The organism is Flavobacterium sp., assembly GCF_040402895.1.
Taxonomy (GTDB): domain Bacteria; phylum Bacteroidota; class Bacteroidia; order Flavobacteriales; family Flavobacteriaceae; genus Flavobacterium.
In genome coordinates this window covers 71,863-85,539 of sequence record NZ_JBBALR010000001.1, presented here as the reverse complement: position 1 = coordinate 85,539, position 13,677 = coordinate 71,863, and the positions used below count along the sequence as shown (strand labels likewise).

The window sequence follows — 13,677 nt, the reverse complement described above, 5'->3', positions numbered from 1 at the left end:
GCAACAATAAAATGAATTTAAATCAAATACATAACGTCTATTTTGTTGGAATCGGTGGAATCGGAATGAGTGCTTTGGCACGTTATTTTCAATTCATTGGAAAAAATGTGGCAGGCTATGATAAAACAGAAACACAATTAACTTCCGAATTACAAGAAAATGGTATAAAAATTCATTTTGAAGACGATATTAATTTAATTGCTGATAGTTTTAAAAATTCAGAAAACACATTAGTAGTTATCACGCCAGCAGTTCCAAAAAATCATTCAGAATGGAACTTCTTTTTAGATAACGGATTTACGGTAAAAAAACGTGCAGAAGTGTTAGGAATCATCACAAAAGACACTTTCTGTTTTGCTGTTGCTGGAACACATGGCAAAACAACTACATCAAGTATTTTAGGACATATTTTGTATGAAAGTGGCATTGATGTTACTGCTTTTTTAGGCGGTATTGTAGAAGGTTACGATTCTAATTTAATTGGGACAGGAAAAACGGTTACCGTAGTAGAAGCGGATGAATTTGACCGTTCATTTTTGCATTTACATCCTAATATGTCTTGTGTAACCTCTATGGATGCGGATCATTTAGATATTTATGGAGACGTAGCCGCAATTGAAGCATCGTTTAAAGAATTTGCAAATAAGGTACCTTCTGAAAATTTATTTATTGTCAAAGGATTGGCTTTAGAAGGAAAAACAATTGCTGTAAATATAGGTGCGGATTATATCGCTCAAAATATCAGAATTGAAAATGGTTTTTATGTTTTTGACATAAAGACCGCAACTGAATTAATTGAAAATGTAAAATTTGGGTTACCAGGACATCATAATTTAACCAATGCTTTGTTAGCTTTTGCTATGGCAAAATCATACGGTGTTGAAAACGAAAAAATAAGTAATGCATTAGCCTCATTTAAGGGTGTTAGACGTAGATTTTCATTTCAAATTAGAACTGAAAAATTAGTGTATATTGATGATTACGCTCACCATCCAACGGAGATAAATGCAGTTCATCAAGCTGTAAGAGAATTATATCCTAATAAAAAAATAATAGCATGTTTTCAACCTCATTTGTATAGTAGAACTAAAGATTTTGTTGAAAGTTTTGCAGAAAGTTTGTCTCAGTTTGATGAACTACTTTTATTAGAAATTTATCCTGCCAGAGAATTGCCTATCGAAGGGGTAAATGCTTCTTGGTTATTAGAGAAAATTAATTCTAAAAATAAACAATTAGTAACCAAAGAAAAGTTATTAACATGCTTTAAAAATTCTGATGCAGATGTATATATTACAATTGGTGCAGGAGATATTGGTGAAATGGTAAAGGACATAAAAAAAGTACTAAATGAAAAAATTTAATTGGCAAAATATTCGGTTAGTAATCATGTTTTTTGTGCTAATTTTTCTTTATTCTTTTACTCAAAGTAGAAGTCAAAACAAGAAAATTGCTAAAATACAAGTTGATTTTCAGGGGAATAACAAAATGTTTTTAACAAATGAAATGGTTAATAACTTGTTAATACAAAATTTGGGAGGGACTTCTTCAATTCAAAAAGATAAAGTAGATTTGAAAGATTTGGAAAGTGCTCTAAAAAAGCAGTCATTTATCGAAAATGCTGAAGTATTTATTTCAGAAGACGGTATGTTAATAACAAAGGTGTTACAGAAGTCCCCAGTAGCAAGAGTTGTAAATGATAATCGTGTTTTATATGTGGATAAAAATGGTAGTATTTTTCAATTGTCAGATAATTTTTCATCAAGAGTTCCTATTGTTCAAGGAAATATTGAAGGTGAATTTAAAAAAGGTTTCATAGCGACTTTTAAGACCATTGAAAAAGATAATTTTCTAAAAAAACATATCATAGCCATCACGATTCAGAAAAATGGTAGCATGAACATGCTAACAAGAGAACATGATTACGATATAAATTTTGGAAAGCCAATTTTTATTGATAAAAAGTTTAAAAATTACAAAGCGTTTTATCAATACGCTTCTAAAGATTCGATAATTGAAAAGTACAAATCAATAAATTTAATTTTCACACAACAAGTTGTGTGTTCAAAATAAAGAATAGATGATGAACAAAGAAAGTATTGCAGTAGGTTTAGACATAGGTACAACAAAGATTGTGGCTATGATAGGCAAGAAAAATGAGTACGGAAAATTAGAAATCCTTGGTGTAGGGAAATCTAAAAGTTTAGGAGTGCATAGAGGTGTCGTAAATAACATCACGCAAACCATTCAATCTATTCAAGCAGCTATTTCAGAAGCAGAAAATAATTCAGGATATCGAATTAATGATGTAGTGGTTGGAATTGCAGGACAACACATTCGTAGTATACAACATAGCGATTATATAAGTAGAAAAAATCCTGAAGAAGTAATTGGAGAATATGATATTGAACAATTAACGTGTCAAGTTCAAAATTTATCGATGCTTCCTGGTGAAGAAATTATTCATGCTTTACCACAAGAATTTAAAATTGACGGTCAATCTGAAATTTTAGAGCCTGTTGGAATGTATGGAGCACGAGTAGAATCTAGCTTTCATATCGTAGTAGGACAAGCTGCTTCCATCAGAAATTTAGGACGTTGTGTTAAAAATGCAGGTTTAGAATTAACAGGATTAACTTTAGAGCCCTTAGCTTCAGCAGATGCGGTTTTAAGTGAAGAAGAAAAAGAAGCAGGTGTGGCACTTATTGATATAGGAGGTGGTACTACAGATTTAGCCGTATTTAAAAACGGAGTTATTCGTCATACCGCTGTAATTCCTTTTGGTGGAAATGTAATTACAGAAGATATAAAAGAAGGCTGTTCTATTATCGAAAAACAAGCCGAATTATTAAAAACACGTTTCGGATCAGCTTGGCCAGGAGAAAATAAAGACAACGAAATTGTTTCAATTCCTGGATTAAGAGGTCGTGATCCAAAAGAAATTTCATTAAAAAACTTGTCAAAAATTATTCACGCTAGAGTTGTGGAAATTATTGAACAAGTATATGCAGAAATCAAATTATACGGACATGATGAGTCTAAGAAAAAATTAATTGCAGGAATTGTATTAACAGGTGGTGGTTCGCAACTTCAACATATTAAACAATTGGTAGAATATATTACAGGAATGGACACCAGAATTGGATATCCAAACGAGCATTTAGCTGGAAATTCTAGCGAGGAATTATCAAGTCCTTTATACGCTACATCTGTAGGTTTAGTTATGGAAAGTTTACGTAACCAAACCAATAGTGCTACTCCGTTTGTAGAGATGAAAATCCCAGAACCAGTTGTAGTAACTCCACAAGCACCAGTGGTTGAGGAAAGTGTAGCAAATGAAGTAGTAACGGAAGAAACTACGTCAACAACGGTTGAAAAAGAACCAACAGAAAGAAAAAAGAAATACGACTTTAATAACCTTTTAGGGAAAATTAAAGAGTTTTTAGATAATGTAGAATAAAGTTATTAGTAGCAAATAACACAATAAAAGAAAGCCAAATATATGGAAAGCAACAACGAATTTGGAAACATTACATTTGATTTACCAAAAAACCAATCAAACGTAATAAAAGTAATTGGAGTAGGTGGCGGCGGAAGTAATGCCATTAACCACATGTTCAAACAAGGTATCATTGGAGTAGATTTCGTAGTGTGTAACACAGATTCTCAGGCCTTGCAATCAAGTCCTGTACCAAATAAAATTCAGTTAGGAGTAAATCTTACCGAAGGTTTGGGTGCAGGAGCAAAGCCAGAAATCGGACAACAAGCCGCTTTAGAAAGCATTGAGGAAATTGAAAAAATGCTAGATGTAAATACTAAAATGGTATTTATTACTGCTGGTATGGGTGGTGGTACAGGTACAGGTGCCGCACCAGTCATTGCTCAATTAGCAAAAGAAAGAGGAATACTAACCGTAGGAATTATTACTATTCCTTTCCAGTTTGAAGGTAAAAATCGTTACGATCAAGCCATGGAAGGTGTGGAAAGATTAAGAAAACAAGTAGATTCTTTAATTGTTATTAATAATAACAAATTAAGAGAAGTATACGGAAATCTTGGTTTTAAAGCAGGTTTCTCTAAAGCCGATGAAGTGTTAGCTACCGCTTCTAAAGGTATTGCAGAAGTGATTACCAATCACTTAACAATGAATATTGATTTAAAAGACGCTAAAACGGTATTAAGTGATAGCGGAACAGCTATAATGGGATCTTTTGTTGCTTCAGGTGCAGACAGAGCTAGAATTGCTATTCAATCTGCATTGGATTCTCCATTATTAAACGATAATAAAATTACAGGTGCTAAAAATGTGTTGTTGCTTATCACATTTGGTTCGGATGAAATTACTATCGATGAAATAAGTGAAATTAACGAATATATTCAAAACGAAGCAGGGCATAACGCCAACATCATCATGGGAATTGGTGAAGATGAAAAATTAGGCGACTCTATTTCAGTAACCGTTATTGCTACAGGATTTAATGTAGAACAACAAATAGAAATTGTAAATGCAGAGCCAAAGAAAATTATTCATTCCTTAGACGGTGAGCAAAAAGTAGAACATAATTTAACACCAAATGCGGTGGCAACTCCAACTATTTCTTTTGAAGAGCCTATTGCTAAAGTTGAAACTGTTGAAGCTGCGGCACCTATTGAAACGCCAGCTGAACCAGTAACAAAATTTGTTTTTGACTTAAATGATTTTGAAGTAGAACAACCACAAATTGTACAAGCTCCGGTTTCAGATTTAATTCCAACAACTGACTATATTAAAAATTTAGATGTATTTTTTGAAAATGTATCTGCAGCATTTCAAACACCAGTTGCGTCGGAGCCTGTATACAATACAGCAGCACCAGTAGCACAGCACGTAGTTGAAGCTGTTCAACCAGTTCAAGAATTTGAAATTATTTCAAACTCGGTAAGAGAAATTGAAGTAATTGATCCTGAATTTGTTGTAGCACCATTAGATTTCAATTTTTCTTTAGATTTGTTCGATTCTAAAATAGAAAACACACCAAATACAGTTGTTTTTGAATTAAGCGAAGAAACTAAAGATATCAAAGTAAATGAGGCGGTTCAATTTTTCCCAGTTACCGAACTTGGTGAAGAAGGAATTATTAAATATACATTAGAAGAGGAACTAGAAGAAACGTTAGAGCCAGCTGCCAGTATTCAAGCAGCCGCTGAACCAATTGATGAAGAAATAAATTTTACTATCAAACAAAAAGAGCCAGTTGCAGCACCAATTACTTTCGATTCTAATTATAGCTTTGATGGAGTTTCACCGGTTGAAATGTCAATTGAAGAAATCTTAAAATCAAGAGCAGAAGAACGTAAAAGTAAATTGAAAAACTTCAATCACAAATTCAACAATCCAAACCGAATTGACGATTTAGAAAAAGAACCTGCTTTCCGTCGTTTAGGATTAGACGTTACAAGTATGCCAAACCAAAATCCGCCTTCGCGTATGTCTTTAGGAATGGATAGTAATGACGACATGCAATTGCGTTCAAATAATTCGTTTTTACATGATAATGTAGATTAATAAAAAATAAACAAACTAAAAACTAAAAACTATTAAATCCCGACAAGTTATAAACGAGTCGGGATTTTTTATTACTTTCGCATAACAATTACACAAAACAATTAAAATCAAAATATATGAGCTTATCTACACAAATTATGGATAGCATGAAAGAAGCTATGAGAGCTAAAGATACTGTAGCTCTTGAAGCATTACGTGCTATTAAATCGGAGATATTATTAGCGCAAACGGCTTCAGGTTCTAAAGAAGAAATTTCAGAAGCGGACGAAATAAAAATTTTACAAAAATTGGTAAAAATGCGTAAAGACAGTTACGAAATTTTTACAGCACAAAACCGTGCCGATTTAGCCGAACCAGAATTGGCGCAAATTGCAGTTATTGAAAAATTCTTACCAGCACAATTATCGGAAGCAGAAGTAGAGGCAATTGTTGCTAAAATTATTGCAGAAACCGATGCCTCTGGCATTGCTGCCATGGGAAAAGTTATGGGCTTAGCATCCGCACAAATTGGCGGACAAGCTGAAGGAAAAACCATTTCTACGATTGTTAAGAAATTACTGGTTTAAAAATAGAGAATAGGATATAGAGAAAAGAAAATAGACATCAGATTAAGTTGTACACTTCTATTTTCTATACTCTTTTTTCTATACTCTAAAAAAAGGCTGCGTAGTTCAACTGGATAGAATGACGGATTTCGGCTCCGTTGGTTGCAGGTTCGAACCCTGCCGCGGTCACAAAAAAACCTTTGTCAAAATAAATTGGCAAAGGTTTCTCGTTTTTATGCTCAGTTGTGGTTACCAGAAAACCGTGTATAGCGCTACTAAAATTCCTGTAATTATAAGTGCGCCAACAGTAAAACCAGGCGACATTTTAAACATAGATTTTTCTATTTCTAAGCCGTTAGTTAACACGCCGTTTTTAGTTTCGTACACGCTAATAAAATACATTACAATAACACATATTAAAAATACAAATCCCATACGATCTACAAACGGTATTTCGTAAATGCCCTCTGCATTGGGTACCGAAAATCCAACTCCATTTAAAAAAGATAAATCTACAACACCGGGCATAAATTTAAACAAGATAGAAAGTATAAATCCACCAATAATGGCAAAAAGTGCAGCATTAGAAGTTGTTTTTTTCCAGAAGAAACCTAATATAAACATAGCAAACACACCCGGACTTACAAAACCGGTGTATTCTTGAATGTACTGAAATCCTCCTTTTTTATCAATTCCTAAAAAGGGTGCAACTACAACTGCTACAAGTAATGCAATAGCAATAGTTATTTTACCAATGGAAATCAGTTTTTGTTCGGTAGCTTCTGTATTTATTTTGTTTTTATACACATCTAATGTAAAAATAGTGGCAATACTATTTGCTTTTCCTGCCAAGGAAGCCACAATAGCCGCTGTTAATGCTGCAAAGGATAAGCCTTTTAAACCCACAGGTAATAAGTTAAGTAAAACAGGGTAAGCTCGGTCTGGGTTGACACTTCCGTCTTGTAGCATTTCTGTTTGAAAACCGCCATTTTGGTATAAAACGTAAGCGGCAATTCCAGGTAAAACCACAATAATTGGCATTAATATTTTTAAAAAGGCTGCAAACAAAATACCCGAACGAGCCGTTTTTAAATCGGCACCCAAAGCACGTTGCGTAATGTATTGGTTGCAACCCCAATAATTTAAATTGATAATTAACATCCCACCAATTAGCACAGAAAGTCCAGGTAAATCCAAATAATTTGGATTCGACTTTTCAAAAATCATATGAAAATGATCGTTTGCTTTTTCGGTCATTACGTTAAAACCATTTAGCACACCTGTAGTTCCAAAAGATTCGGCAACCAAGTTTAAGGCCAAATAGGTAGTGACCAAGCCACCTAAAATTAAAAAGAACACCTGAATTACATCGGTATAACCAATTACTTTCATACCGCCAAGCGTAATCATTAAAGCAAAAAATGCCAATGCAACCATACAAAAGGTAAGGTTTAATCCAGAAATACTGCTAATGGCTAAAGCACCCAAATACAATATCGATGTCAAATTGACTAACACGTATAATAACAACCAAAACACCGCCATAATCATAGCTACATTGCTGTTGTATCTTTTTTCGAGATATTGCGGCATGGTAAATATTTTATTTTTTAGATACACCGGCATAAAAAATACGGCAACAATAATTAAGGTAGCCGCTGCCATCCATTCGTAGGTGGCAATAGCTAATCCCATTTTAAAGCCGCTACCACTCATGCCAATAAATTGCTCGGCACTAATATTGCTGGCAATTAGTGAGGCACCTATAGCCCACCAAGTAAGTGAACCTTCTGCTAAAAAGTAGTCGTTACTACTGGCTTGGGCTTTCTTTTTTTTGCGATATACCCAAAGTCCGTATCCTACAATGATAATAAAATAAATGAAAAATACTAAATAATCTAAGTTGGCTAATGTTTGCATAGTATTACTTTTTTTTGATTAATTTATAATGTGTGTTTGGTAAATTCCGTAGCATTTCAGCACTTTTTTCAGGCGAAATATCGCGTTGCGCTTCCCCTAACATTTCGTAGCCTACCATAAACTTTTTCACCGATGCACTGCGTAATAACGGCGGATAAAAATGCATGTGAAAATGCCATTCGGGATGCGAAATTTTGTCCGTGGGTGCTTGATGAATTCCTGCAGAATACGGAAAAGAAGTTTCAAATAAGTTATCGTATTTTACTGTTATTCCTTTTATTATTTCTGCAAAAGCAAGCGTTTCTTTAGATGTTAATCCAATTAAATTTCCAAAATGTCTTTTGCTAATAATCATTGTTTCAAAAGGCCAAGTTGCCCAAAACGGCACCAAAACCACAAAATGGTCGTTTTCAATTACAATACGTTCTTGTAGTTGCAATTCTTGCGTAACGTAATCTTCTAATAAACTTATTTGGTGTTTTTCGTAATAGGCTTGTAAACTTTTTTGCGTTTTTTCTATTTGTGTTGGAAGCGAAGATTGTGCCCAAATTTGCCCGTGTGGATGCGGATTGCTGCATCCCATAACGCTACCTTTATTTTCAAAAATTTGTATGTAATTGATATAATCCTTATTTCCTAAGGTAATGTATTCTTCTTTCCAAGTTTTAATTACATTTTCAATTTCCAACACGTCCATTTCTGCTAAAGTCACGTTGTGTTTGGGTGAAAAACAAATGACCTTATTAATGCCTTTTTCTGGTTTAAGTTGAAATAATTTCTTGTTTTGATTTTCAAATTCAATATCATCATCCAATAAGGCAGGAAAATCGTTTTCAAATACATAACAAGTTTCATATTGCGGATTTTGAGTACCATTGGATCTACTATTTCCAGCGCATAAATAACACGTTTCATCATGTGCTGGCAAGAGGTCAATAGAAACAGCTTCTTGTTGGCCTTGCCACGGTCTTTTTGCTCTATGAGGCGACACTAATATCCATTCGTCTAACAACGGATTGTACCTTCTGTGCGGATGTTCATGGATGTTAAATTGCATATTCTGACGTGCCTGTGGCTATTTTAATTTTATAATATTTTAAATCGATGTTGTATTGTGTGGCATAGGCTCGTCTCATTTTTTCAATTACAGCATTTACGTTTTCTTTTTTTACTAAGTTTATCGTACAACCACCAAAACCACCGCCCATCATTCGCGCACCAATTATTTCAGGTATTGTATGGGCTTCTTTTACTAAGAAATCCATTTCTGGGCAACTAACTTCGTATAATTCCGATAGGCCAAAATGTGTTTTTGTCATTAAATCACCTAATTGCTCAATATTTCCATCGGTTAAAGCTCTTACGGCTAATTCTACTCTTTCGATTTCCTGTACTACAAATAAACACCTATTGAAAATAATCTCTCCTAATGTATCTTTTAATGAAAACACCATTTTTTCAGTACAATTTCTAAACGAAATGACTTCTGGATATTTTGCTTTTATGATGGCTAATCCTTGTTCTACTTCATTTCTTCTGTCGTTATACCCCGAAGTTAAATGGGTGTGTTTGACGCAACTATCAAATAAAACCAATTGGTATTCTTTAAAATTTGCTTTATGATATTCGTATGCTAACGTGGTGCAATCTAACTTAATAACGTTATTTTTTTTTCCAAAAACAGCTGCAAATTGGTCCATAATTCCACAATTTACACCTGCAAATGTATGTTCTGCTGTTTGTCCGATTCGTGCAATTTCTTCTTTAGATAACTTTAAATCGAATATTTTATTCATTGCATAGGCGATGCCACATTCTAAAGCTGCCGATGAAGAAAGTCCTGCTCCCATTGGAATAGTGCTACTGAAAACAATAGTAAATCCTTTTTCTGGCAATTCTTTTTCTTTTAATTGATGCAATACACCTAAAATATAATTTACCCACATTTTTTCTATGGGTTGTAAATTGTCTTTTAAGTTGAATGAATAAACTTCATTTAAATCTTGCGCGACAAGAGCACATTCTGAACTTTTATTTTTGGAAATGGCAAAGCAAATGTATTTGTTGATGGCAGCGGGCAAAACAAAACCGTCATTATAATCGACGTGTTCGCCAATAATATTTATTCTTCCAGGTGAAAGAAAAATATGTTCAGGTTTTTTTTGAAATAATTTTTCAAAATGTTTTGTGGTATGTTGAATGAGTTTTTTCTTCATTATTTTGATTGTAAATTAGTTAGAATTTACAAGTTTTAAAATTGTGGTCGTTGCTTTTAATCCGATAGATTTAGCTTCAAATGTTATTTCACCAGTATTTTTTCCGGCTTGAATAATTACTTGGCATTTTCCGTTAAAAGCACTTCTTTGCCAAGAATTTGTTGCACATTTGTCTGGTTCGTGAGAACTCGGATCACCATTTCCAACGCCAATAATATTTGCGTTTTCAGAAATGGAGAATGTAATTATGTTGTTGGCAGTTGGCACTTCTCTACCTTTTTCATCAGTAATTGAAATATTAATTACAGTAACATCTTTTCCATCGGCATTTAATATTTTTTTATCAGTAGAAACAACTATTTGACTAGCTTGATCAGTCGTTTCTACTTTTGCCTTTATTTTTTTTCCGTTTTTGTAGCCAATAGCTTCTAAAATTCCAGGTTCGTAAAGTACATTCCATTGTAAATGACTGTTTCTTTCCATCGTTTTTTGACCCAAACTTTTTCCGTTTAAAAAAAGTTCTACTTGTTCTGCATTAGAATTTACCCAAACATCAATTGGTTTTCCAATTTTATCCGACCAATTCCAATGTGGAGAAATATGTAGGATGTCTTCATTCGTCCACCAGCTTTTATAGTAGTAATAAATGTTTTTTGGAAAACCACAAACATCTAAAATTCCGAAATGCGAACTTATATTTGGCCATTTATAAGGAGTAGGTTCACCTCTATAATCCAATCCAGTCCATACAAATCCACCTAACCAATACTTATTTTCTGCAGCTAATTTCCACCAAGTTTCGGCTTTGCTAGCCCACCAAGGATGCGTAATATCTTGATCTGGAACGTAGGCTTTGATTTCATCTTTTTCGTAAATGCCTCTTGTGGTTACAGTACTTCCCATTTCAGTACCCAAAAGCGGTTGATTTGGATGGTCTTTGTGATAATCAGCTACAGCATATTCTCTGTAATTGAATCCTCGGATTGGAATTACTTCGTTAACACCTTTGAAGTCATTTCCCATATCGGCAGCATAGGTGCTGGTTCGTGATGGGTCGATGTCTTTTTGAATGGCTAAAAGGGTTTGTGCAATTTTCTTACCATATTCATTCCCTTGAATGTTTTGTTCTTCATTCCCAATAGACCATAAAAATACAGATGGATGATTTCTATCTCTTTTTAGTAATCGTTTAAATTGGTCAATATATTCTGGACTACTATTTAATAAACGTTGTTCATCAATAACTAACATGCCTAAGCTATCACAAGCTTCTAAAAGTTCTGGAGTGGGTGCGTGATGACTTGCTCTATAAGCATTACTTCCCATTTCTTTTAATAGTTTGATGCGGTAATATTGTAAGTAATCGGGTAGGGCACTTCCAACACCAGCATGGTCTTGATGATTATTAGTGCCTTGAATTTTTATGTGTTTTCCGTTTAAGAAAAATCCTTCTTTGGCATCAAATTGTACAGTTTTTATTCCGAAACGGGTTTTAGTTTGATGAATGATTTGATTTTCTGATTTTAAAATGGAAACCACTCTATATAAATAAGGATTTTCATGCGACCAAAGTTCTGGGTTTTTTAGATGTAAATGTTGTTTTATGGTTTGATTCTTAAGGATTCCTAAATTTACTTTTTGTTCCTTGGTTTTGGCTAAAATTTTTCCGTTTCTATCTGTAATATAGGAGTAAATAACACTATTGGAATTTTTTAAATCATTATTTTGAACCGTAGTTTCAATCGTAACCTCTGCGTTGTTTCCTTTGACTTTTGAATGTATAAAAACGCCATCTTCTGGAATGAAAGTTTTATCGGTACAATGTAACCAAACATGTCTATAAATCCCTGCACCTTCATAAAACCAGCCTTCATATTGTGTAGCATCTACTCGAATAACCAATACATTATCGCCTTCAAAATTAATATAATCGGATACGTCATAAGAATTACCTACATAGCCACTAAAATTCGTTCCTACATAAAAGCCATTTAACCAAATTTCCGCATTTCTGAATATGCCATCAAATTGAAGCTCAAAACGTTTGTTGCTTTTTGATTTGTCTACCGAAAAATGTTTGCGATACCAACCTATACTTGTTTCTGGATACGCGCCGCCGACGGGTTTATATCCATGACTGTCCATTTCTACCTGTTCTGATTTTACAAATGGAAGTTCTACTGCCCAATCGTGCGGAACATTGATTTTTTGCCAAGTGCTGTCAATAAATTTCGGATGTACAATTGTAGTTGCATAAACATTCGATTTATGAAGTAAAGCGGTTTTACTATAATCGAAATCTTTTTCAACATCTGCTGCATGTCCAAAATGAAATTTCCAATCTTCATCTAAACTTATTTTTTCTTGTGCCATTACGTTTGTAATCGCAGAAAGAAAGAAAATAATTAGTATCGATTTATTTCTTATTATTTTTTTCATAAAATTAATTTTCTTTAAAAGCATCTAAAGCAGGGGATGGTTTTCCGTCATTTTGCCAGGCACTTAAACTATACCCACTCCATGATTTGGCACCTTGAGGCTCCCAATACATGACACCTAAACCCCTGTTATTGGGTACTTTTTTTACGGCTTCTATTGTTGCTTTTAATAATTCGTACGTGTTTTGAACTTTATCATCTTCACCGCCAACTTCAACTATCATTACGTCTTTATTATATCTTTTTACCATATCATTTAGGTTGAATTCTAAGTCGGCAATGGTTTCAGAATAATCTTTTTTTATCCAATATGGATAATACGACAAACCAATAATGTCATATTTTACTTCTTGTGCCGTGGCATTATCAAAAAAAGCAATAAATTTTTTGTTATTATTTCCTTCGTCTACGTGAACAATTACTTTTATGTTTTTATCTACGGCTTTTGTAGCTTCGTATCCTTTGTTAAGTAATTGACCTAATTGCTTCCAATTGTCCGTACTGCCTTCAGGCCAAAGCATCCCGCCAGGAATTTCATTGCCTATTTGCACCCATTCTGGAGTTACGCCTGCTGTTTTTAAAGCAGAAATTACCTCAAATGTATGGTTATACACATCAAGTAATAATTCTGGAAAGGAATGATCTTTCCAAGCTTTCGGTTTGTTTTGTTTAGCAGGGTCCGCCCAAGAATCAGAATAGTGAAAGTTAATCATAATTCGCATTCCCAATTTTTGTGCACGTAATGCCAACGCAACGGTTTCTTCTTTGCTACAATGTCCACTTGCTTTGTCTTCATTTGGGTTTACCCAAACACGAAGCCGTACCGAGTTCACGCCTCGATCTTTTAATAATTGAAGACATTCTTTTTCCGTACCGTCTTTGTCGTAAAATTTGTAACCTGTAGCTTCCATTTGAGGCAACCAACCAATATCGGCTCCTTTTACAAAAGCGGTTTTGGTACTTGTACACGAAGTAAAAGCAAGCGAAAAAAGAAATAAAACAAGTAAATTTTTCAT

At 33.9% G+C, this 13,677-nt stretch carries 10 protein-coding genes and 1 tRNA gene; 6 read left to right on the top strand and 5 right to left on the bottom strand.

What is annotated here, in order from left to right; genetic code table 11:
- The first annotated feature begins 11 nt into the window (after positions 1-11).
- The 6 genes from murC to ABWP60_RS00470 all read left to right on the top strand — a co-directional run bounded on the left by murC (position 12) and on the right by ABWP60_RS00470 (position 6,276).
- On the top strand, positions 12-1,361 hold the full coding sequence (gene murC / locus ABWP60_RS00495; RefSeq protein WP_353146986.1) for a UDP-N-acetylmuramate--L-alanine ligase: 1,350 nt from the start codon (positions 12-14) through the stop codon (positions 1,359-1,361).
- A complete protein-coding gene (locus ABWP60_RS00490) occupies positions 1,348-2,070 on the top strand; it encodes a cell division protein FtsQ/DivIB (protein WP_353146983.1) in 723 nt (240 codons plus the stop codon). The genes murC and ABWP60_RS00490 overlap by 14 nt, the downstream gene beginning before the upstream one ends.
- A gap of 10 nt (positions 2,071-2,080) precedes the next feature.
- The gene (gene ftsA, locus ABWP60_RS00485; RefSeq protein WP_353147781.1) at positions 2,081-3,457 is read left to right on the top strand and encodes a cell division protein FtsA; all 1,377 of its coding nucleotides are present in this window, start codon (positions 2,081-2,083) and stop codon (positions 3,455-3,457) included.
- A 42-nt stretch (positions 3,458-3,499) separates the two neighbouring features.
- Positions 3,500-5,542, top strand: a complete 2,043-nt coding sequence (ftsZ, locus tag ABWP60_RS00480; protein ID WP_353146980.1) for a cell division protein FtsZ — start codon at positions 3,500-3,502, stop codon at positions 5,540-5,542.
- 116 nt (positions 5,543-5,658) lie between these two features.
- A complete protein-coding gene (locus tag ABWP60_RS00475; protein WP_353146977.1) occupies positions 5,659-6,108 on the top strand; it encodes a GatB/YqeY domain-containing protein in 450 nt (149 codons plus the stop codon).
- Between the two features lie 94 nt (positions 6,109-6,202).
- A tRNA-Arg gene (locus tag ABWP60_RS00470) sits at positions 6,203-6,276 on the top strand.
- Positions 6,277-6,336: 60 nt separating this feature from the next.
- On the opposite strand, the gene ABWP60_RS00465 is transcribed toward ABWP60_RS00470, so the two are convergent.
- Genes ABWP60_RS00465 through ABWP60_RS00445 form a run of 5 tightly spaced genes read right to left on the bottom strand, consistent with a single transcriptional unit; the run spans position 6,337 to position 13,677 of the window.
- A complete protein-coding gene (locus tag ABWP60_RS00465; protein WP_353146975.1) occupies positions 6,337-8,007 on the bottom strand; it encodes a sodium/sugar symporter in 1,671 nt (556 codons plus the stop codon).
- 4 nt (positions 8,008-8,011) lie between these two features.
- Positions 8,012-9,064: a UDP-glucose--hexose-1-phosphate uridylyltransferase gene (locus tag ABWP60_RS00460; protein WP_353146973.1), complete on the bottom strand. Its 1,053-nt coding sequence runs from the start codon at positions 9,062-9,064 to the stop codon at positions 8,012-8,014.
- The gene (gene galK / locus ABWP60_RS00455; RefSeq protein ID WP_353146971.1) at positions 9,054-10,223 is read right to left on the bottom strand and encodes a galactokinase; all 1,170 of its coding nucleotides are present in this window, start codon (positions 10,221-10,223) and stop codon (positions 9,054-9,056) included. Before galK ends, ABWP60_RS00460 begins: the two co-directional genes overlap by 11 nt.
- A gap of 15 nt (positions 10,224-10,238) precedes the next feature.
- A complete protein-coding gene (galA, locus tag ABWP60_RS00450; protein ID WP_353146969.1) occupies positions 10,239-12,662 on the bottom strand; it encodes a beta-galactosidase GalA in 2,424 nt (807 codons plus the stop codon).
- A gap of 4 nt (positions 12,663-12,666) precedes the next feature.
- A complete protein-coding gene (locus ABWP60_RS00445; protein ID WP_353146967.1) occupies positions 12,667-13,677 on the bottom strand; it encodes a glycoside hydrolase family 53 protein in 1,011 nt (336 codons plus the stop codon).